Source organism: Methylobacterium sp. SD274 (assembly GCF_017355285.1).
GTDB lineage: Bacteria > Pseudomonadota > Alphaproteobacteria > Rhizobiales > Beijerinckiaceae > Methylobacterium.
This window is the reverse complement of record NZ_JADIJP010000003.1, coordinates 314,568-336,464: the sequence shown is the minus strand read 5'-3', so window position 1 is coordinate 336,464 and position 21,897 is coordinate 314,568. Positions and strand designations below refer to the sequence as shown.

General features: G+C 64.9%; 17 protein-coding genes and 1 pseudogene. 8 read left to right on the top strand and 10 right to left on the bottom strand.

Annotated elements, in window-relative coordinates; translation table 11 throughout:
* From bcsA to IPV08_RS24450, 6 genes are all read right to left on the bottom strand, one after another.
* The coding region (bcsA, locus tag IPV08_RS05045; RefSeq protein WP_246747790.1) for a UDP-forming cellulose synthase catalytic subunit at nt 1–2,260 on the bottom strand (2,260 nt) is incomplete at its 3' end.
* A 318-nt stretch (nt 2,261–2,578) separates the two neighbouring features.
* Nucleotides 2,579–3,328 carry a cellulose biosynthesis protein BcsS gene (gene bcsS / locus IPV08_RS05040; protein ID WP_207411004.1) on the bottom strand — a complete coding sequence of 250 codons (750 nt, stop codon included), beginning with the start codon at nt 3,326–3,328 and terminating at the stop codon, nt 2,579–2,581.
* A 384-nt stretch (nt 3,329–3,712) separates the two neighbouring features.
* Nucleotides 3,713–6,289, bottom strand: a complete 2,577-nt coding sequence (locus tag IPV08_RS05035) for a response regulator (RefSeq protein WP_207411003.1) — start codon at nt 6,287–6,289, stop codon at nt 3,713–3,715.
* Nucleotides 6,290–6,537: 248 nt separating this feature from the next.
* Complete coding sequence (locus IPV08_RS05030; RefSeq protein ID WP_207411002.1) at nt 6,538–7,596, bottom strand: zinc ribbon domain-containing protein; 1,059 nt, start codon at nt 7,594–7,596, stop codon at nt 6,538–6,540.
* Nucleotides 7,597–7,893: 297 nt separating this feature from the next.
* The gene (locus tag IPV08_RS05025; RefSeq protein ID WP_207411001.1) at nt 7,894–8,316 is read right to left on the bottom strand and encodes a hypothetical protein; all 423 of its coding nucleotides are present in this window, start codon (nt 8,314–8,316) and stop codon (nt 7,894–7,896) included.
* A 465-nt stretch (nt 8,317–8,781) separates the two neighbouring features.
* Entirely contained in the window at nt 8,782–9,354 is a 573-nt protein-coding gene (locus IPV08_RS24450; RefSeq protein ID WP_246747789.1) for a hypothetical protein, read from the bottom strand.
* A gap of 629 nt (nt 9,355–9,983) precedes the next feature.
* On the opposite strand from IPV08_RS24450, the gene IPV08_RS05015 reads away from it, so the two are divergent.
* The 3 genes from IPV08_RS05015 to IPV08_RS05005 all read left to right on the top strand — a co-directional run bounded on the left by IPV08_RS05015 (nt 9,984) and on the right by IPV08_RS05005 (nt 12,454).
* Entirely contained in the window at nt 9,984–10,931 is a 948-nt protein-coding gene (locus IPV08_RS05015; RefSeq protein WP_246747788.1) for an MBL fold metallo-hydrolase, read from the top strand.
* 311 nt (nt 10,932–11,242) lie between these two features.
* A complete protein-coding gene (locus IPV08_RS05010; RefSeq protein ID WP_207410999.1) occupies nt 11,243–12,001 on the top strand; it encodes an SDR family oxidoreductase in 759 nt (252 codons plus the stop codon).
* A gap of 12 nt (nt 12,002–12,013) precedes the next feature.
* Complete coding sequence (locus IPV08_RS05005) at nt 12,014–12,454, top strand: hypothetical protein (protein ID WP_207410998.1); 441 nt, start codon at nt 12,014–12,016, stop codon at nt 12,452–12,454.
* Nucleotides 12,455–12,457: 3 nt separating this feature from the next.
* On the opposite strand, the gene IPV08_RS05000 is transcribed toward IPV08_RS05005, so the two are convergent.
* Together IPV08_RS05000 and IPV08_RS04995 are read right to left on the bottom strand one after the other, a co-directional pair.
* The gene (locus tag IPV08_RS05000) at nt 12,458–13,357 is read right to left on the bottom strand and encodes a sigma-70 family RNA polymerase sigma factor (RefSeq protein ID WP_207410997.1); all 900 of its coding nucleotides are present in this window, start codon (nt 13,355–13,357) and stop codon (nt 12,458–12,460) included.
* On the bottom strand, nt 13,344–13,739 hold the full coding sequence (locus IPV08_RS04995; RefSeq protein ID WP_207410996.1) for a hypothetical protein: 396 nt from the start codon (nt 13,737–13,739) through the stop codon (nt 13,344–13,346). The genes IPV08_RS05000 and IPV08_RS04995 overlap by 14 nt, the downstream gene beginning before the upstream one ends.
* Nucleotides 13,740–14,420: 681 nt before the next feature.
* On the opposite strand from IPV08_RS04995, the gene IPV08_RS04990 reads away from it, so the two are divergent.
* The 4 genes from IPV08_RS04990 (at nt 14,421) to IPV08_RS04975 (ending at nt 19,057) form a co-directional block, all read left to right on the top strand.
* A complete protein-coding gene (locus IPV08_RS04990; RefSeq protein ID WP_207410995.1) occupies nt 14,421–14,966 on the top strand; it encodes an RNA polymerase sigma factor in 546 nt (181 codons plus the stop codon).
* A 207-nt stretch (nt 14,967–15,173) separates the two neighbouring features.
* Nucleotides 15,174–16,181 carry a DUF4880 domain-containing protein gene (locus tag IPV08_RS04985; protein ID WP_246747787.1) on the top strand — a complete coding sequence of 336 codons (1,008 nt, stop codon included), beginning with the start codon at nt 15,174–15,176 and terminating at the stop codon, nt 16,179–16,181.
* 83 nt (nt 16,182–16,264) lie between these two features.
* Nucleotides 16,265–18,835 (top strand): TonB-dependent siderophore receptor, encoded by a 2,571-nt coding sequence (locus IPV08_RS04980; protein WP_348646076.1) that lies wholly within the window; start codon nt 16,265–16,267, stop codon nt 18,833–18,835.
* Complete coding sequence (locus IPV08_RS04975) at nt 18,836–19,057, top strand: hypothetical protein (RefSeq protein ID WP_207410994.1); 222 nt, start codon at nt 18,836–18,838, stop codon at nt 19,055–19,057. It abuts the gene before it with no gap.
* A 302-nt stretch (nt 19,058–19,359) separates the two neighbouring features.
* Here the strand turns inward: IPV08_RS04975 and IPV08_RS24445 are convergent.
* Both IPV08_RS24445 and IPV08_RS04970 read right to left on the bottom strand, forming a co-directional pair.
* A pseudogene (locus IPV08_RS24445) lies at nt 19,360–19,533 on the bottom strand (IS3 family transposase); the annotation flags it as partial.
* A gap of 145 nt (nt 19,534–19,678) precedes the next feature.
* Entirely contained in the window at nt 19,679–20,668 is a 990-nt protein-coding gene (locus IPV08_RS04970) for a zinc-dependent alcohol dehydrogenase family protein (protein WP_207410993.1), read from the bottom strand.
* Between the two features lie 126 nt (nt 20,669–20,794).
* Here IPV08_RS04970 and IPV08_RS04965 point away from each other — a divergent pair, with 126 nt between their 5' ends.
* A complete protein-coding gene (locus IPV08_RS04965; RefSeq protein ID WP_207410992.1) occupies nt 20,795–21,679 on the top strand; it encodes a LysR family transcriptional regulator in 885 nt (294 codons plus the stop codon).
* Nucleotides 21,680–21,897 lie beyond the last annotated feature (218 nt).

Below are 21,897 nucleotides of genomic sequence, written 5' to 3'. Positions count from 1 at the left end.
TGTGTATAAGGGCCAGGGTGGGCTGCGTGTCGGCGGGTGCGGTGAAAGGGGCCGGCTGCTGCACCAGGAGGGGGGCTTGCGCGCCTTGTTTCGGCAGGACCGGGCCTGCCTTGGCCACGGTCTCCGCCGTAGATGCATGTCCGCTCTTGAAGGCGTAGCTCGCCGCGCGGAACGGCTCGACCAGGCCCCACCAGATCAGCTGCAGCGTGCCGGAAAGGATGTTCTTGTGCCGGCGGCGGCTCTGCTGGAAGCGCAGGAGCGCACCGGCATCGCCGTACATCAGGCCCGCCAGCGCCCCGTATCCCTTGGGGTCGAGGGGCTGGAATTGGAGGTTGAGCACCATCTCGTCGCCCGATTGGGTCATTTCGCCGATCTCCACCGGCAGCGGCACCTGCACCGGAGCACCGTCGATGGGGACGACGGAAAGCTGGCCGGTGCGGTGCGTACTCCCAGCTCCCGGCGGCAGCGCCTCGGCGCCGAAACGGATCGTGCAGCCCAACGCAGAGGCGCGTTCGATGGCGACATCGAGAGCGCGCCCGCCGAAGACGAGGCGGCCATGCCGGTTGATCGCCAGCGAGGGGCTCGCTTCGGTGGTCCTGCGCTCCGCCGCCACGCCGAGGGCCACGCCGGCGGTGAGGAGGTTGAAGAAGTTCCAAAGGCCCACGACCAGCATCAGGTTGGTGACGCCTGGCTCGAACAGGTAGCGGTAGAGGGCCGTGCCGCAGCCGATGAGCAGGATGAAGTAGACCGCGAAATAGGGCCACGCCATGGGCGAGAGGTGGTCCTGATCGAGGGCGGCTCCCTTGGCGGTGACGTTGAAGGTCGGCTTGCGCGGCGAAACGATCACCGAAATGATGGCCCGGAAGAGATACAGGCCCTGGACGTATTCGTAGAGCTCCGAGACGAAGGGCCAGCGAAACTTACCGTAGACGTAGTTCTGCATCATCAGGTTGATGACGATATAGGTCGCCGTATAGGCGATCGACTCATCGACGCTGGCGACGAAGATCTTCAGGTCGAAGAAGATGTGCAGCATGGGCGCGAACATGAAGATCATGCGCGGCACCGGAAAGAACCAGAACGTCATGCTCGACAGGTAGGCGAGCTTCTGGATCGGGTGGAGCCCGCGCTTGAACAGCGGGTTCTTGAGCATCAGGATCTGGAACATGCCCTGGCACCAGCGCGAGCGCTGGCCGATGAAGGCCACCAGTGTATCGGGCTGCAGGCCGGCGATGAGCGGCGTGTCCACGTAGATGCTGTTCCAGCCGCGCGAATGCAGCTCGAAGGCGGTCTCGCAATCCTCGGTGATCGTGACGCCGGAGAAACCCCCGGCCTCGTCCAGCGCGCGCCGGCGCAGGAGAGCGGCCGACCCGCAGAAGAACGACCCGTTCCACTTGTCGAGGCCGCGCTGCGTCACCGAGTAGAACATCTCGTTCTCGGAGGGCATGCGGTCGAAGGTGCGCAGGTTCCGCTCGATCGGGTCCGGATTGAGGAAGGCGTGCGGGGTCTGAACCAGAAACAGGCGCGGGTCGGCCGCGAAATGGCCGATCGTCTCCCGCAGGAAGGAGCGGAACGGCACGTGGTCGGCATCGAGGACGACGATGATCTCGCCCTGCGAATGCTTGAGACCGTTATTGAGGTTGCCGGCCTTGGCGTGCTGGTTGCGCGGCCGGGTCAGATAGGTGACGCCGAGCGCCTTGCACAGGGATTGAAGCTCGCTGCGCCGCTGTATCGCCTCCTGCGCTTTCGCGGGGTCGGGATCGGCGCATTTCTGGTCGGTGCCGCCGTCATCGAGCAGCCAGACATGGAGCTTGTGGGCCGGGTAGTCGATGAGCTTGGCGGCGGACAGGGTCGTGGAGAGAATCCCCGCATCCTCGTTGTAGCTCGGAACGAAGATGTCGACGGTGGGCAGGTCCTCGGGCGGGCCCAGGGGCGGCGTAGCGCGGCGCAGCGGATCGGCGTTGATGATGAGGCTGATGAAGAGGATGAAGACGCAGTAGAGTTCGCCCAGCAGCAGGACGAGGCCGAACCCGAAGCTCACCGGATCGGACGGGGACGGCAACGTGTTCGTGACGCGCCAGAACATGTAGCGCAGGACCACGAGGCTCCCGAGAGCCAGGAAGACGAACCGCGCCGGCGGATTGTCGAAGAAAATCCATAGGATGCTCATCGCCACCATGGCGCACAGGCTCATCGCGAGCTGATCCTGCGTGCTGATCGGCTGACTCAGCAGAGCGAGAACGGCGACCGCGGACACCATCCACACGATCCAGCGCAATGCAGATCTCAAAACGAGTATCCCTTTGGGGGCGGGCAATCGGTCGGCACAAGCAATTATCGCGCGGGTGCATGAAGCTGTCGTGAGGAAGAATGCTTAACTTCCAGCATCCGACATCCACGGCAGCGTCAGGCATCGGACTCGGCCATTTTGCGGCCAACCGGTTGCGATTGTCTTGCTACGCTGAAAATCGAGAAATCTCGGTCTTAATATGTCGTTTAGGATGCAATTGGGCGGTTGCGACGCCGAAAAAGCGCGGAATGGTGTGACGCGTCGAAACGAAGCACGGCAGGCACGGCCTCAGAACGCGGCCCGGGCCTCCACACTGGAATAGTAGCCGCTGCCCTGGATCCGGTCCTTCACGTAGCCGACGCCAACGGCCATCTTGATCGGGCCAATGGAGAAGCCGGTGACATGAGCGCCGATGCGGTACTGGCTGAAGAAATTGTCGCCCAGGACCATGGCCTCGGGCCCGATATAGATTCCGTCGGCGACCATGTAGCCGGCGCGGAAGCGCGTGTAATAGGCGCTGAACTGCGTCGAGTAGGAGCCATATGCCGAGACCATGGTGTTCTCGGTGGGCCGAGCGTAGAAATTCGCGGCGAGCTTGGCCCCGACTCCGGTTCCGATCACGGGGTTGTCCGGGTCGAGAATCGAGAGCTGGTTGCTTCTCACGTTGAAGCCGACGAAGCCGGCCAAGGCCGCGTCGCGCCAGATCCACTCGTAGCCGGCGCTGAGCGCGCCTTCCTGCTGGTAGCCGTTGACCCGCTGGGCGACGCCCTGGCCGGGATAGCTGTAGGTTCCGGCGACCGCCTCGACGCGAATACGCGGGCCGCTTTGAAGCAGAGTGCCTTCCGTGGCAAAGGTCCCCGTCACCGAACCGAAGGCCGAACTGTTCGAGGTGACGGCCGCCGAGGCATCCACGGCCGTCGTCCAGGCGTCGTCCCGCGCCACGGGCTCGGCGCCCGTGTACCAATCCGCCGCCTGAGCCGACATCCCGACGAGCAAAGCGGGGACGACGACAGTAGCAAGAGTTGCAAAGCACTTCATGGGGGCACGACCCTGTTGTCCCGGCGCGCCCGGATGCATCCCTCAACGGGTACCGTTATCATCGACGCGTTTTCTTTTATGTTCCGTCAACGTTAACTGAGAGCTAACGGCGGCCGGGAAGCCGACATTCTTCGTAAGCTTGCTGAAAACTTACTTGGCGACGCGCGATCTTGTGTCGCAACGGGACGAGAACGCTCAAGCCAATACGTCCGTGACAGGCCGGCTCATCCCGCGACGGGGGCGCGGCGACATCCGAGGCGGATGCCGCGATCATCGATCGCGGTCCGAGGATCGTCGGCCGGTGGGACGTGCGTCCTGCGCCAGTCCAGCCACGAAGCCGCGATTGTCGGTCCGAGCTCGCGGGACGAGGCGTCCCGCGCCTTCTCAGGCCGCGACCGCCGCGTTCTTGCGGGCGGCCTCGCGCATGACCGCCGCCAGGGCCGGATAGCGGAATGGCTTCTCGATATGCAGGAACGCGCGGGCGCTCGCCGGCAACTGTCCCCCCGGGCTCGCGAGAATGACGCGGATCTGGGGATGGCGGTTGGTCATGGTCACGGCCAATTGGAGACCGCTCACCACGGGCATGGCCCAATCGGCGATCATGACGTCGAAGGTCGCCGCTTCGTCGACGAGGGCCAGGGCATGCTCTGCTGAGCCCGCCTGGACGACGTCGTGACCGAGATCGGTGAGCGCATCGGCGAAGCTCTGGCGCACGAGGCTGTCGCTGTCGACGAGGAGCACCCGAAGGGCGGGCATCTGCGCGCCGGCTTCCTGCGCCTCGATTTCGGAGGGCGCATCCCCGGCGCGGAGCCAGACTTCCGCGAGAAAGCCGGTGGCACTGCTGCCATCCGCCAGAAGTCTGAAACCACCTCCGACCTGGGTGAGGAGAGCAGCCACCGCCTTGGTCGCCTCGCTGTCACTGGAGGGTATGGTCGTGGCATGGCGACCAGGCGTGCCGCTGGCCAGGATGATCCGCACGTAACGGCCGGAGGCGAGTGCGATCCCCTCGTCGTCGGAGAGCACCTTCTCGTCGGCACCGATGGCGAACCCTTCCGAGCCGATGTCGCGGACATGGAAGGCGAGGTTGAGAAGGACGGCCTCCAGAACCTTCTCGCTGCACAGGACCTTGGCGAGGCCCGGACGGATCCGGGTCTCCACCGAGGTCTGGTGCAGCACGTTGGCGCCCAGGAACGGGACGAAGGCGGTCAGCGTCACGGCCACGTCGGTTTCCTGCAGGCCGGAATCGTCGCGGCGCACGAAGTTGACGAGGCGCCGGGTCAGGCTCGATCCGCGTTGGGCGCCCGCCAGGGCGGCATCGATCAGGCGTGCCTGGTTCGAGGGAAGATCATGACGCCGTTGAAGGGTCGCCAGATTGGCGATGACCACGGTGAGCACGTTGTTGAAGTCGTGGATCACCCCATCCACGACCTTGCGCAGGACGGTACCGGTCCGGGATTCCACGGGACCATCGGTCTCCCGGCGACGCCGCTCGACCGGAGACGCGCTGCCCTCCGCCTCCGCGCCACCGACGAAATTCGGGTCTTTGACGGTCTCGCCAACGAATTCGCGGCTCAGCGCATGCAGGATCGTGGGCTTGGCCGACTGCGTCTCGTCCTCGGCGCGGATGAAACGGACGAAGAGGCGCCGCTGGCCATTCTCCGCCAGACTTCCGGTGGTGCGCAGGACGACGTCATGCGGGCCGGGCTGGTCCAGCGCCGACCGCATCGTGAAATCCATCAGGTCGCGATCGTCCGGGGCGATTCCGCTCTTGAGATCGGTGAGGGCGACGGCGCGGTCCGGAACCGCATGGTTCGCGTGCGTGGCGGGGTCGCTCCAGGTGACACTGCCGGCCTCGGTGTCGATCTCCCAATAGGTCCAGCCCGACATGGATTCGAAGGTGCGGAAGCGCTCCCGGATGCGCGAGAGGGCCGAGCGCGTCTCCTGGAGTGCGCGGACACCGCTGCGCTCCCGTGCCACGAGGCGCTCTTCGTGTTCCGATAATTCCGCGATGCGCGAGGGCGACGAGACGCCCTGCTCGCTCTCGCCGATCAGCTTGAGCCGCCGCACGATGCGATCGCCGACGATCCAGCCGCCGCAGGCCGTCAGAAGACAGACGGCCAGCCACAGCACCACGCTCCCCTTATCGGGAAGGGAGGCCTCGATGCTCCGCGGCGCTCCGGCATTCGTCACGCGTGCGACAGCGAGCCAGCCCGACGGGGCGAGATCACGAAATCCTGCGCTCGGCGTCGCCTGTTCCACGACCTCCCGGGCACCAGAAGCCTGTTGGGCCATGAGGCCCGAACTCGGCCGCGCATCGGGAGCGAGAATGGACAGGCCCATGACGCCGTTCGTCACGGGGCCGCTCGCCGTGGCAGAGGCGGCCAGCACCCTGTCCTGAATCTCGCCGATCCACGCCTCGTTTAGGCGGGCGACGAGAATGCCCTCTCCGCCGGCCGCAGGGCCCGGAACCGGCAGCGCGATGTCGAACACCGTCCGTCCGTTCGCCCCCGGAGACGGCACGGCGACGATGCCTTGGGAGGCCCTGGCGCGCAGGAACCAGGACCGGCCGGATACGTCCCGGCCGAAACCGAGATCGTTGCCGGCGACCTTCACGCGGCCATTCGGCCCCACCAAGTTGAGCTCGGCATAATCGGGACGCAACCTGAGCCATGCGCTCAGCACCGGCTGAAGCTCATCCGCATCGAGGCGCTGGGACGTCTGCTTCAGGGTGACGGCGAGCGTCTTGAGATCTTGGACGACGTCGTAGACCCCGCGATCGAGGGCGGCGGCGAAGCGCTGGGAGGCTTGGGCGGCCTCCAGCGGCTTGCGCGCCTCATCACGGCTCAGGTTGGAGACCGCGAGACTGCCCGAAACGACGAGGATGCCCACGAGCGCTGATGCTCCGGCCACCACGGCATAGAGCGATTTCATCGACATCAGGCTCAGGCTGAGCTTCTTCATCTCATCTCACGCTGATCGTTCTCGGCGTCACGCCGGGACCGCGTTCCTGACCGTCGGGGAGACATCAGACAGACAGATCAGCATTAAAAACTGTTTAAGCGCGGCGCTTAGCGGGTTGCAATCGTTCAGTGTTCCCAAGCGGAACCGGGCCGTTCCCCGCCCGCACGCGCCACGTCCCCCATCCGGCCCGGCCGTCGGCCGCGGTCCGACGGTCCGCCGCTTATCTAACGCCCCTTGGGGTGTCGCCGTCAGGTGGCGACAGGGCGCACCTCATGAGCGGACGGCGTTCCGCAGGCCCGGCAGAAGCGCTCGAAGGTGCTCTTGCGGTGGTCGCAGGTCGGGCAGCGTTCGAAGGCGCCAAGGCCGCAATGAGGGCAGAAGTTCAGGTTCGGGTCGTCGAGGGCGATCGGTCGTTCGCAGCCCGGGCAGGACTTCTTGGCGAGCCGCTCCAACGCCTGATCCGTGGCGATTTCGCCCCGGCGCTCCTCGGTCGGTCGCGTTTCCGCCAGCTTCTGCCGCTCGTTATAGGATTGCAGGGCACCGATCGCCGCACGGCCGGCGACGAGGGTCACGAGGACGCCGACGCCGTATTGCACGTAGCCGCCATAGCTCGGCAGATACGGAACGAGCTCGACGAAGAACGCGAAGGTCGCCGCAAAGGCGAAGCCCCAGACGAACGGCCAGTTGCGGCCCCGCCGCCGCTTCAGCAACAGCCACCCGGCCAGCCCCAGCAGAGGCAGGGTCAAGGCGAGGCGGTATCCGAAGACGCGTAGCTCCTGCTCCCGCTCGACGGCGTCGAGCTTGACCTGAGCCGCCGCGCGCAGGTCGCTCTCCGCTTGCGTCAGCGGTTCTTCCTGCTCGGAAAGGGCGAGCCGCGCCTTCGCCAGCCCTTCCAGCCGCTCCTCGATGGTCCGTTCCGCCCCCTTCAGCGCATCGAGCGCCTGCGTGCGCGCGATGAGGTCCGGATCCTGGTCGACGCGCTGCGTGGCGTCGCGGGTCTTCAGCCAATTGGCGAAGGTCTCGCGCGCAGCCTCCGAGGCCGAACGCGCGGCATCGAGGGCGAGCTGCTCCTGCTCCGTCCGGCGCCGGATGTCGTCCTGCTCGCGACGGATCCGCTTGAGGGACTCGGCCGCCGCGCCATCGGCCGGTCCGTCGAGGAACTGTTCGAGGGTATAGCGGTGCTCGACCTGGGGCAGGTCACCGACGATGAGGGCGCCAAGGCCGATCAGGAACCAGCCGAAGAGGAGGGCGATGAGCCAAAGCCCGAGCGTCAACCAGCGTTCGGACAATCTTCGGCTGGACCGCATGTCGTGACCCCTGTCGATGGCCCCGCCCCCGCCTCGGATTCACGAGGTCGAGGCCGTCTCGCGCCCCCCGAAGGGACCGATATCGCGAGCTGGGCCATAAAGCTGACGGGTGTAGCCGCCTTCGCTCCGCGCGAACAGGTCAGTGCCGGCCATCCGCGGATGAGAGAACAGGGCGAGGCGTAAAACTAGAAACCGCGAGGATGGGCAAAGCCATTACCTCTCCAGACGGCGAGTGAAGGAAGCTTGAATAATCCTAAGCTGTTCTTCGTGTTACGATCCGCTTTCTCAACTGGGTTTTTATGAAGGCTTCATCTCGATCAGTTTCCGCCCAATATTGTACAGCCTCTTGTCGTCCTCCTGGGCGCATCGTGCTAGGTTTGCAAGCTTATGGCTGTCGCGCTGGCCCATTTTAAACGCTTCGATCACGTGCCCTATTTCTTCTGCATCGCCCTTGCTGAAGGCCTCCCTCAACTCAGCGCGACCTTTTACATCCTGTCCTTGGTTCAGGCTCCAGTCCAGGTCGTCTTTAACTGATTTCCACTTTGCAGACATTATTTCCTCCCTTGCCCCGTGCGGGACGAGAAAGAGGATACGCTTCTTTTTATCATCGTCGAGCAAATCCGCATGGGCGGCCTTGCTCGCGGGATCGCGGTCAAGCTGCCTCCTGCTAGGGAGGCTGGATGACGTATCGACGGTTATCGCTAGTCCTCCATACTGCATTCACACGCTCGTCCGCGCATGGAAGGCAAACGGATGGGCTACGACAACCCGCGACACGGCGAGTGGTCGTAGCCCATCCGTGACGGCGGCCACGCGGTTGTATGGCCGACGCCACGGATCTGGTTGCGGGAAAGCCTCCTCAGGAGAACGAGCCGAAACTCTCAAAAACCGACGGAGATACAGCTCTGACATATGGAGCCGGAGGTGCCGACGTAGGCTGGATCGTCCCGCTATTAGTGGTTGGCTCTCTACGCCCAATGTCGGTCAAGGAGTTAGAGCCGCGCACCACTGGTTCCAAGGTTGCAGGCGTAGCAAGACGATCACGTTCAATGTGATTGTACATTTGTCAGGCCCATCTGGACGCATTGAATTGGGAGAAGTGAGCTTAGAATGCGCTGCGAGCGGGCGTGTTCCGGCTGGTATGCCTGGGTCTGGTGTCGCACCGTCACATGGTCAAGCTTCAATCTACTGCCCGCTAAGAGATGGTCCGCCCGAAGTCCCACCGGTGCCGGGCGGGCTGCTGGTGAGCGTGCCGCCGATATTCACGTCCGGCGTGCTGCCAGGAACGGAAGCCGGGCTCGGATTGCCCGGAATAGCATCGGCAGGACGGCCCCTCGCACCGCTTGCCCGCGGCACCGGACCCGGCTCAATGGATGGCGTCATGACGCCAGTGTTCCCAGCCCCGCCGGTGGGAGCCAGCTGCTCGGCGAAAGCCGGCGCGGTCAACAGGACAGCCAGCGTAGTCGTGAGAGCGAGTTTCGTGAGGGTCATGTGTCCGTCCGTGCGGCTGAAGTCGATCAGCAACGGCCGGCGGTTCGGAAGGTTCGGCGCCGCTTCGACGAGAGAGCCGTAGGCTGCCCTCGCCGCGGACACCGACAAATCAATGTCGAGCGCCGTGTGCTTCTCATCGGCGGCACCGACGCGGCCGGCAGCGCCGGTGCGGAGCGCCGCTGCCGCGAAGCCGAGGGCGCCGCCTTTGGCGGCTTTGGCGGAACACGACGTTGTCGTTGCGCGCGAGCGGCCCGGCGTGATGGGCATCCTTCTCAACGACGGCAAGGAATGCACGGAACAGGTCGGCATCCGTCCCGCCATCCGGGCGAGCGACGTCGCGACGACGCTTCGACTGACCCTGGCCGGGGCGGGCACCTCCCGAGCCTCATCGCCGCCCGTGACGTCGAAGGGGGCCTGCTCGTCCGGGTTCGCGGACCGTGGGCCACCACGGGCGGGACATCGAGGACGGTGAGCCTGGCGGGACGGAATTTGCCGGCACGCGTACGCCTGTTCCGCGAACATGTGCGCACCGAAATCTCGAAGCGGTTTTTCGTGGAATCCACGCAGCGATAGAAGATCCGGGCAGCGAGTTTCTCACGGAAGCCTCTCGTCGCCCTCGCGTGCGGACGAGCCCCCGACTCCTCTGCGGGGAATGAGACGGGCCCATACGTGGAAACCCGACGCTCGGTACCAGCTTCGAAGCTTCTTATTGGTCGGAAGAGGGACCGTCCGCTCCAGAGGGGAAGTATCGAGGAGAACCGTTCATCCAGAAGCGATGAGTTCGAGGCCTCATCGCTCATGTCACATCTGCCGACCCAGTCTCGTCCCTGTGGCATGACGCGCGTTTCGTGATCCTAACGAGCCAGATGCAAGCGCGTCCCACGAAAGGGATGACGATGACGACTGCAGTGACGACCAATACCGGACGAACCGATCCGGGATATGCTGGCGCTCCACCTGTGGGGGCTGAGGAGTTGGTGCCCTCGCGCTACGCAGTGCGGATCGGTGAGATCGACGTGCTGGTCGTCAGCGACGGAGTGCTGCCGCTCCCGACCAAGATGTTGGGACACAACGTCGAGGCGGCCGAGAGGGCGACTTGGCTGAACGACATGTTCCTGCCGCCGGACGCGTTCGACTGGTCGCTGAACGTGGTGGTTGTCCGCAGTGGCGGCCAGACCATTCTCATCGACGCCGGATTGGGGCTGGACCCGAACCTCAACCTGCCGCGGGCCGGGCAACTGGTCAGGCGATTGGAGGCCGCCGGTATTGATCTGGCGTCCGTGACCGACGTGGTGCTGACCCATATGCACATGGACCATGTCGGCGGGCTCCTCGTCGAGGGAGTGAAGGAGCGGCTGCGCCCGGACCTGCGGATCCATGTGGCGGCCGCCGAGGTCAAATTCTGGGAAGCGCCCGACTTTACTCATGTCGACATGCCACAGGGGTTCCCGGACGCGCTTCGGGCGGCCGCCAAGCGGTTCGCGCAGGTGTACCGCAGCCAGTTGCGGCTGTTCGATGAAGAGCACGAGGTCGCGCCGGGGGTGGTCGTCCATCGCACCGGTGGCCACACTCCCGGGCACAGCGTGGTCCGCCTGGCATCCGGCGGCGACCGGCTGACATTCGCCGGCGACGCCGTGTTCACGGTCGGGTTCGAGCACCCGGACTGGCACAATGGCTTCGAACACGATCCCGAGGAGGCGGCTCGCGTTCGTGTCCGGCTTCTGCGGGAACTGGCGGCGACGGGCGAGCAATTGATCGCCACGCACCTGCCGTTCCCGTCGGTCGGTCGGGTCGCGGTCGATGGCGACGCCTTTCGGTGGGTTCCCGTGTTCTGGGACTACTGAAGGCATGGGGTCAGTGCCGACCCGGTCGTCCGTTCGAACCGGGGTACGCGCACGCATGATCCATCGGCAATCGCCGCTCCTCGGGATCCGTCCCGAGGAGCGGTTTCCATGGGATCACACTGTCCCGGCACGCCCGAACCGGGACGCTTTTTCTCCGAGGCTGCGCCCGTCGCGAGCATCCCACATGGCGAGCCCTCGCCGGTCCCGAGTCGGACGCATCGATCGTCCGCGCCGATGTCACACCGCGAGGGGCATTCCTCGTCATGACGGCGACCGGTCCCGATGGGACTGGAGACAAGATGGAGCGTCACATGAAGATCGTCGTCATCGGCGGCACGGGGCTGATCGGCTCGCAGGTCGTCACCATTCTCAAAGCCGCCGGCCACCAGGTCCTTGCGGCCTCGCCGAATACCGGCGTCAACGCCGTCACGGGCGAAGGCCTCGCGGATGCGTTGCGGGGCGCCGGCGTCGTGATCGACGTCGCCAACTCACCGTCCTTCGCCGACGAGGCGGCGATGGACTTCTTCGTTCATGCCGGACGGAACCTCGCGGAGGCCGAGAAGAATGCCGGCGTCTCCCACCATGTCGCGCTCTCGGTCGTCGGGACCGAACTCCTGCTCGACAGCGGCTACTTCCGAGCCAAGCTCGCCCAGGAAGAGCTGATCGCCTCGGCGGGCGTGCCGTGGACGCTTGTCCGTGCCACGCAGTTCTTCGAATTCGTCGCGGCGATTGCGGAGGCCGCCATCGTCGACGGCGTTGCGCGCGTCACCTCCGCGTCGATCCAGCCGATCGCATCTGCCGACGTGGCCGCGAAGGTCGCCGAGTTTGCCCTGGCGCCACCCCGGAACGGCATGATCGAGATCGCCGGCCCTGACCGGCTGCCGATGGCCGAATTGGTGAAGCATCACTTCGACGGCATCGGCGAGACACGCGACGTCATCACGGACGACACCGCACCGTATTTCGGGGTGGTCCTTGGAGGGCCTTGGCTGACGCCCACCGGGGACGCGTGGCTTTCGCAGCGGCGCTACGGCGACTGGCTGGCGGCGCAGCCGAAGCGCGTGGCCTGAGGCTCCCCGCCGGTGGATGCGGCCTATATCTCGGCGCTGTCCGCGCTTGCGGGGTCGGCCATCGGCGCGATGGCCTCCTTCGCGACCACATGGTTGACGCAGCACAGCCAGGAGCGCGCGACGCTCCTGGTGCAGGACCGCGCGCGACGGGAGGCACTCTACGGCGAGTTCATCCGCGAGGCCTCGACCCTGTTCGGCGACGCCTTCGAGCATGACCTCGACGACCCGGCCAAGCTGGTCAACCTCTATGCCATCGTGAACAAGATCCGGCTCTTCGGAGAGCCGGAGACACTCGAAGAGGCCGAGCGTGTCATGCAGCGCATCGGCGAGACCTACTTCGCTCCCAACAAGGATCTCGCCGCCTTCTCGGACATCCGCCATGCCAGGGACCTCGATCCGCTCTGCGCGTTCTCGATCGTCTGCCGCAGGGAACTGGCAATCGCCCGCCGTTGAGGCTCAGTGAGACACCGGCGCTCCCAGCATCCCTCCGAACCGCATGGCCATCCGCTGGAGCTTGTCCGGATTGCGGGTGAAGTAGATGCCGACGATCAGTCCGGCCTGAATATCCAGGGCGACGGTCTGGAGCATTCCGCCCGGCTCCAGGCTGACATAGCCCGGCAGGCCATCGATCCAGAGGTCCTGCAGCTTTTGGGCATGCTGGATCCACGATTTTCGCGCGGCGCCCTCGAACATGCGCGTGACCTTTTCGATGCCGACGATGGGCCGCGGGAATGCGTGCACCTTCCCGCCGCCGTCCGAGTGCACGACGACGGCATCGGCGAGCATGCTGCGCAGGGCCGCGACGTCGCCTGTCGCCGATGCCTCGAAGAAGGCTTTCGCGATCCGCGCCCCCTCCTCCCTCTCGACCGGAAAGCGCGGGCGGGCGGACTGCACGTGCTTCCTGGCCCTCGCGGCGAGTTGACGAACCGCCGGCGGCTCACGCCGGAGCGTGACCGCGACGTCCGCGAGCGGAACCGCGAAGACATCGTGCAGGAGAAACGCGGCCCGCTCCAGCGGCGAGAGCCGCTCCAGGGCCAACATCAGCGTGAGTGTCAGGTCGTCGCCCGGGTCTTCGTCCGGGGCCATGGCGTTGGGCTCGGGCAACCAGGTCCCGAAATAGGTCTCGCGCCGTACCCGCGCGGATTTCATGACGTCCAGGCAGAGCCGCGTGACCGTGCGTGACAGGAAGGCACCGGCCGAGCCGACCTCGGCATGGTCGACGCGCCGCCAGCGGAGCCAGGCGTCCTGTACGACATCCTCGGCCTCGCCGATGGACCCGAGCATGCGGTAGGCGAGCCGGACGAGCCGCACCCGCTCCTGCTCGAAGACGAGGGTCGGATCGTCAATGGTCGGCATGGCGGAACGACCAGATGCTGAGGGCGACCGCAATAAGCGCAGGAAGTGTCACCGCGGGGAAGTCGCGAGGCAGAACCTCCGGTCCGCAAATGCCGACGGCCACCTCCCAGACATGGAACAGCGCATGGCCCGAGAGCCAGGTCGCACCCATGGTCCAGAGCAGGACACGCGAGCCGGGTCTCACGACACCGTACACAAATCCCGATCCGATCAGCACGAAGATCAGGCCGATATCTCGCAGGAAGTGCTGATTGAACGGGCCTGTCGAGGTCACGCCCGGCACGGCGAAATACCAAGCCTCGGGTGCGGCGAGCATGGAGAGGCCGTTGCCGATCAATCCTGCGCCAAGAAGGCCAGCCAGCAGCCGAATAGCTTTGGTCATCGCACTCTCCCCACGTGATTGGTCCGTGTGGGTGACGACGCGCCAAGGCCGGATGTGACATGGGATGGGTCTTATCCCGGCACTTTCATCGGCGCCTTCGGTCTTGCACGGCCCGCCTCACTGAATTCGAGTCGGCTGCGCTGATGTTCGAGTGTCGGGAAGTTTGAGCGTGCCGCGAAGAGATTCGGCCGCTGTAGCGCGGGCATGATCGCGTTGGCTTCGACCAGTGATTTCGATCGTTCCTGCAATGTCGGCAGGGGCAATGCGGCATCGAAGCAGTGTGAGGCATCCGGTTGAAAGGACGCCTCACCGCAGCCTGTTTCGACACACGACGAACGGACAAAGAGTTGGACGGGACGGAGGATCTGCCTCCGAGAAGCGGGCGCAGGAGGTAAGGCGATGCGTCACTGTATGATATCACTCGGGGGAGCACGGAGTAATTACCGCAAATCCATTTGCGCTCCGTACAATGAGCCTCCTCGGTGAGACGATCGAGGAGCGCATCGATGTCGTAGCTGCGTACGCTCCCTGAATGGCGGCGGATTGATTATTTAATTGTATCGATTCTAATATTGATCACATCGCTGCTCTGTGTGAATTGCCTCTTGTGTGTGTATCGGAATTTTGCAATCCGATCCTTTACGCGCATCTGTTCCAGGATGCTTTAACTCGGCACTCGAAATGCTCCGCGTTTCCCGAACGCAGTCCGAACAGGAGTCCCGGCTAGGCATACTTTATCGCACCCATCGCGAGGCACTTTTGCGGTTTCTCGGTCGGAAGGTGGGGGTTCACGAAGCCTCCGATCTCGCGCACGAGACGTTTCTTCGGGTGGCCCACGTCGCCCTGGACGATCCCCCGCTGCAGAACGAACGCGCATTCCTGTTCAAGGTCGCGGCGAACTTGGCGATCGATCATCGGCGAGCGGAGGCACGTCGGGCACGCCTGCTCAGCGCGGAGGACATTGCCGCCCATCTTTCGGTGCCGGATGAGGCACCGGGGCCGGACCGGGATGCCAAGGCACGTGCCGATCTCCGCCGTCTGACGCAGGCGCTGTCCGAGTTGCCGCCTCGCCGGGCGACCGCCTTCCGTCTCAGCCGGATCGAGGGCATGAGCCATGCGGCCATCGCCACGCATCTCGGTGTTTCGCTCCGCACGGTCGAATCGGAGGTTCGGATGGCACTGGACCATTGCGCCGAGCGCCTACGGATCGATCACCATGGACGCTGATTGCGGGGCGGCACGGGCGGAGGCGTCTTCCAACGTAACGGCCCGCAACCGAGGGGCTGTGTTGCAGAGTCATGCCAATAACCGGCGAAGGCTCCGAGCATCCGGTCGGATAGGCTGTCTAAGCCGTCGCTCCGGGAGAGTAGCCCTTGCACGCCACAGTCTGGGAATGCTCTTGCGGCGTGTCCACGAGGAGAAGGCACGAAGGCTATGATGGCCGGGGATCACGACCGGGAACTCGGATCCGGCGACGCGGCGGCCGTCGAACGGGAGGCTCGTGCCTGGATCGTGCGGCTGACGTCCGGGACGGCAACGCATGCCGATGCGGAGGCCCTTACCGCGTGGCGCACGCGGCCCGAGCACGATGCCGCTTTCATCGCGGCCTCAAAGCTGTGGCGCCAAGCCGGTATCGCGCTCCCGAAGCAGGTCGCACCTGCCCTTGTCCGCGAGGCACCGCGTGACATCTCCCGCCGCCGGATACTCCGGGGGGCGGGGCTGGGAATCGCCTCGGCCTCCATCGCCGCGAGTGGGGCTGCCTTTCTGGCGAGCTGGCCCGAACTGAGCGCGGATTTCCGAACCGGCACCGGAGAGGTGCGGACGATCGATCTGCCGGGAGGGGTCCGGATCGAGCTCGATGCTGAAACCGCCCTCGATGCCGGGACGGCTGAACCCGGCACCCTCGTCCTGCATGCGGGGGCCGTCGCTGTCACGGTCCCCGCCAATGCGCGTCCGATCTCCCTGACGGTCGGTCCGGCGCATGTGGCCACGCGTCCCGGAATGGCGACGGAGTTCGTCGTTCGCTGCCGTCCGGCCGAGGGGCTCACCGGCTGGACCGGCGGGACGGACGCCGAACTCTCCTGCCTCTCGGGCTCCGTCGAAGTGGTGGCGGAACCGGGCGCGCCGCCGACGGTGCTGGCCGCCGGCCAGAGGGTCGGCACGAAGCGTGGGGCGCGGGACATTCATTCCATCGACACGGCGACGACAGCGGCGTGGCGACGCGGCCTTCTCGTCTTCCGCGACACGCCGTTGTCTCAGGTCGTCAACGATCTCAACCGCTATCGCCCCGGTCGGATCGTGTTGGGCAGTTCGGCGGCTTCAATCCGGCGGGTGACGGGCATCTTCCACCTGTCGCGTCCGGAGGAGGCACTCACGAACATCCGCACCGCCCTCGCTCTCTCCGAATTCAGGCTCGGCGACCGGCTCGTCATCCTGCGCTGACTCGTCACGGACTTTTCTTGCGGGGTGACGGGCTCCGCAGCGTCTCAGGAATCAGACGGGCGATCACGACCCGTCGCACAGCGGTGGCAAGCCGCCTTGAGACGATGGGGCTGATGACGGTGCGGCGTAGCAGACAAGACCGGGGACGGGACCAGTACCGGATGGCCATTGGATTGAGCGGTCTCGCGACATTGGTCGCCGCCATGCCGGCTCCGGCTTCGGCGGCGATCGAGCATGCCGGCCCGGCTGTAACGATGGGTCGGTTACATCTCGTCCAGGCATCGGCATTCATGCCGGCCCAGGACGCGGCGATCGACTTCGCCCTACCCGCCATGCCCCTCGACGAAGCGCTCGCCGCCTATGGCGCGGCCAGTGGCGTTCAGTTGATCTATGACAGCAGCGCCACCCGATATCTGCGCTCGGTCGCGGTCGTCGGACGCTATGACCGCGCCGAAGGGTTGCGGCGGCTCCTGGCCGGCACGGGACTGACGCCCCAGTTCACCGCCGAGCGATCCGCCACCCTCCTGCGCGTGGTGGCACAGGCCGGTATCGTCGCCCCGGATCAGGCCGGGGCCGTTGCCCTCGACATGCTGGAGGTGTCGGGCGAGAACGCCATCGGTCCCGTCCACGGCTATGTCGCCCGCCGCAGCGCAACCGCGACCAAAACCGGAACGCCGATCCTGGAGACCCCTCAGGCCATCAACGTGGTTGGGCGGAAGGAGATCGAGGACCGTCAGGCCCAGAGCGTCAGTCAGGCCCTGCTCTACACGCCCGGCGTGATGAACCAGTACGGCACGGATGTGCGCTATGATTGGCTCTACGTCCGCGGCTTCGTGCCGGGCCGCTACCTCGATGGATTGCGGTTGCCCTTCGGAGCCCGGGGCTACTCGCAACCGCGTGTCGAATCCTATGGTCTCGAGCGTGTCGAGTTGCTGAAGGGGCCATCGTCGGGATTGTATGGTCAGAATTCCCCAGGGGGCCTGCTCAACCTCGTGAGCAAGCGCCCGACGGCGACACCTCTGCGTGAAATCCAACTCCAGACCGGTAGTTTCGGGCGTGCGCAAGCCGCCTTCGACCTGTCCGGGCCGATCGATCCTGAAGGCAAGATCCTCTATCGGCTGACCGGTCTGGCCCGCACCACGGGAACGCAACTCGACTATCTCGAGGAAGACCGCGTCTTCATCGCGCCGAGCCTCACCCTGCGGCCGGATGCCGATACGTCCCTGACGATCCTGTCACAATATCTCAACATCGATTCGCCCGGCGGGGGAGCGCCTCAGGGATTGCCCGCCCTGGGCACACTCTACGCGAACCCGAAGGGCCGCATCCCTACGAAACGCTTCATCGGAGAGCCGAATTACGACCGGTTCAAGCTGCAGCAAGGCTTCATCGGATACGCGTTCGAACATCGCTTCAACGACGTCTGGACCGTCCGGCAGAACCTGCGTTACTCGCATGTCGACGCCAATACCCAGCGTGTGCAGGCAATCGGCCTCGGCGCCGATAACAGCACGCTCTCCCGCTACGCTTGGGCCTTCCCGGAGCGGTCGGACCTGTTCAACATCGACAACCAGGCCGAAGCCCGCTTCTCCACCGGCCCCTTCGCGCATACGCTTCTCCTCGGCGCGGACTACCTGCGCGAGGATGCCCGGTACGATGAGTCCCAGCTCCGGATCGTGCCATCCGTCGACGTGTTCGCCCCGGTCTATGCAGGCACGGTCACGCGTCCCCCGCTCGGTACGCGGATCACCCAGGGACGAAACCAGACCGGACTCTACGCGCAGGACGAGATCCGCTTCGGCGGCTTCCGCCTGACCGTCAGCGGGCGTCAGGACTGGGCCGACGCGGTGACCCGCACGACGAATGCCGCGACCGGCGCACTCACGCGAGTGAAACAGGATGACGCTGCTTTCACGGGCCGCGTCGGGCTGAGCTATCTGCTGGACGGCGGATTGGCCCCTTACATCAGCTACGCCACCTCGTTCCAGCCCACGGCCGGGACGGACCGCGCCGGTCAGCCCTTCGCACCGACGGAGGGTGAGCAGATCGAAGGCGGCATCAAGTTTCAGCCGCCCGGTACGAACCTCCTGATGACGGGAACGGTATTCGATCTGACGCAGAAGAACGTTCTGACACCGGACCCGACGGATTTCCGGTTCAATGCACAGACCGGCGAGGCCCGCGTCCGCGGCGTGGAACTGGAGGTCAAGGCAAGCCTGACCGAGAGTCTCGACCTGATCGCCTCCTACGCCGCCATGAACAGCGAGATCACCAAGGCGAATGCGAATGCGGCCGGCGCAAGCATCATCGGCAACGAACTCCCCTTCGTACCCCAGCACCAGGCATCGGCTTGGCTCGACTACACATTCCGAACGGGCGATTGGGCCGGGCTCGGTCTCGGGGCGGGCGTGCGCTACATCGGCGCCTCGGTGGGGGACAACGCCAACCTCTATCATATTCCGGTCGTCACCCTGGTCGACGCGGCCGTTCGGTATGATTTCGGCTACCGCTATCCAGCGCTGAAAGGCGTGGATCTCGCCGTCAATGCGACGAACCTGTTCGATAAGACCTACGTATCGACCTGCATCGCCGCGACCGGCTGCTTCTACGGCAATCGTCAAACCGTGCTGGCGAAGCTGCGCTACCGTTGGTGAATGGCTGAAGAGGACTCAGTCCCAAGCGAAACGGTATTGCCGCTTCGCTTGGGACTCATCAAATTGTGCCTGCTGGCTGAATTTGAACATTTAGACGAAAGCGCAAAGATTATCTGCTTTGCGCTATATCTTTGGCAAATCGCGGTAATCTGCGTTGCTGCACGCGATCATATCGGCATCCACGCGGCCGAATATCCCTCCCCATTGTTCAATGATGCCTGAACGTTGCAGTCGTTGGCCTGTATAGGAAACGAAGCGGCGAGGAACCATTTCGCACACGATGCGATCGTCGGCGCAGGCCCCGTTTGCGTAGGCCGGCGGGACGTAGGCGACGCCAGCCTTCCCAGACATCGTAATGCGCTTCCACCAAGACAGCGCAACTTGGAAGTCGGTCCGCTCGGTAGTGAAGTACTGGCCATTTTCGACGATGCTAGGATGCGCCGCCCAACTTGAATATGGGGGTATCCTCCGTAATCGGCACCATTACGCCACGGCCTGCCCCATCTGGTGACCCAAGTACAAAGTTAGCGCGTCAGCGGCCGTGTGACGATGGCGGAGCGAGCGAACGGCGCTGAGCTGCTTGGCTCTGCTGACCAGATGACGACCTCTGGCGCTGGCGGGTGGCAGCCGACCGACTGGTCTGGGAGGATGCTGTTGTAGCGCCTCCGCCATAGCTCGATCACGACGCTGGCCTCCTTGAATAATCGGCAGATGAATAAGCTGGCAGAACGAGCCCGGGCTAAATTGGGCTGCTGGATGGTAGCCCGGTCGTCGCAATCATCCTGGACGTCCGCAAGCGGACGCGTCCCCCATGGGCGACCCTACCGAGCCCTCGCGCCGCGGCTAGACCGTAACGACGATCTTTCCGATCTGCTCGTTGCTTTCCATGAACCGATGCGCCTCGGCGATGCCATCGAGTTTGAAGGTTTTCGCGATGACTGGCTTGAGTGCCCCTGAAGCGAGGCCCTCGACGATATACACTTTGGCCTTCCGAAGACGCTCCGGGTCCTGGGTGATCTCGAAGAGTTGGTAGCCACGCACGGTGAGGTTCTTGCCGAGCAGCGACAGGACCGGGATCGTGATGGGCGTGGTGTCGAGCGCGCCGTACTGAAAGAAGATCCCGAGGGAGCTCAACGCCTCAAGGATCTTACCGACCTCCGGTCCGCCGACCGGGTCGAAGGCGACGCGAGCGCCCTTGCCGTCCGTGATCCGCCTCACCTCGGCGACGAGGTCCTGCTCCTCCGTGGCGATGACATGGGCGGCACCATGGGCCAGGAGTTCGTCGCGCTTGTTGCTGCGCCGGGTCAACGCAACGGGGATGGCGCCAAGCGCCTTTGTGATCTGAATGGCGGCGAGCCCGACGCTGCTGGACGCAGCGCGGATCAGCACCGTCTCGCCGGCCTTCACGTCCGCGATGTCGATCAGCGCGCCGTAGGCGGTCGTGAACATCATCCAGGCGGCGGCCGCCTCCTCCCAGGACAGCGTCTCCGGGTGCTTCACTACACCGGTGGCCGGTGCGTTCACGAGTTCGCCGTGCAGGCCGTACTCCCCCAGCATGAAGCAGGGAATTACACTGACGGCATCGCCCAGCGCGAGGCCATCGACGTCCGGTCCGAGAGCTTCGACGGTGCCGGCGGCCTCGTACCCGAGAATGGCCGGGAAGGTCGGCTCGGTGACGTACTGGCCAGTCCGGAACATCACCTCGGCGCGGTTCAGACCCATCGCCTTGACCCGGATCTGGACCTCGCCGGCCTTCGGCGCCGGTACCGCCACGTCCTCGACCTTGAGGACCTCGGGGCCCCCGATTTCATGGAAGCGTACGACGCGCGTCATGGGGTGTTTCCTGTCGTGGGCGCCATTCCCGCGGATCGGGGATGGGCTGGTGTCTCGAACCTAAGGATGGGTGACTGCTGCGATAACCTGCTAGTTTCTGCGCGCGGTGATGAATGGACCTGAACAATGCGCGCGAGCGAGCTCGGTGAGATGTCGACCTTCCTGGCCGTTGCCAAGCATCGCAGCTTCCGGAAAGCCGCAACTGAGCGTGGCGTCGCTTCCTCCGCTGTCAGCCATGCAATCCGCAGCCTTGAGGAACGCATCGGCGTTCGGTTGCTACAGCGCACGACCCGATCCGTTGCTTTGACCGACGCAGGCGAACGCTTTCTCGCCGAACTCGCACCCGCCTTCGACCAGATCGCGAGGGCTCAGGAGAGACTGAACACCTTCCGGGAGACGCCGTTCGGCATGGTCAGGATCAACCTGCCAACCTCGATTGCCCCCTTCCTGCTGCGCGACGTCCTGGTTCCGCTGACCGAGGGAAATCCGGGTCTGCACCTGGACGTCGTGTCCACAGACCGCTTGGTCGACATCGTCGAGGAAGGTTTTGACGCCGGCATCCGGTTCGGCGAAGTGCTATCCCGCGACATGGTTGCCATCCGGATTGGCCCGGTGCAGCGTCTCGTCGTGGTGGCTTCGCCGGATTACCTGAGCAAGAACTCTCGTCCAGAGCATCCACGGGACCTCGCACAGCATACCGGCATCCGATACCGCTTCCCCAGTGGCAAAATCTTCAACTGGCGGTTCGAGCGCGACGGCGAGGCCATCGAGGTCGAGGTCGATGGACCTATCACCCTCGACGACCAGCAACTGATGATCGAGGTGGCCGCCAAGGGAGGCGGCCTCGCCTACGTCTGGGAGGATCGCGCCAGGCCGCACCTCGACGCCGGGACACTGGTCCTGTGCCTGGAGGAATGGTGCCCCGTGAAGGGAGACCTGTTCCTCTACTATCCAAGCCGACGGCATGTCTCCGGAGGTCTCAGGGTCTTGATCGACCGCATGCGCATCTGATCGAACGATAGCGGACTGACGGCAAACCACCCGACCTTACCGTTGAGCGAACCGGCGGTTGGTGATTGAAAACAACAACACCCCGCCCAAGCTGGTGACGTTGACCACCTGAATTACCGTAGTCTTTACCTTACGGCCAAGCGCATCAGCCCTGCCCCTTGAAGACGAGGCTTTTCTCATATCGGGGATCTGTTCTGCTGACGCCGGAGACAGTCGTG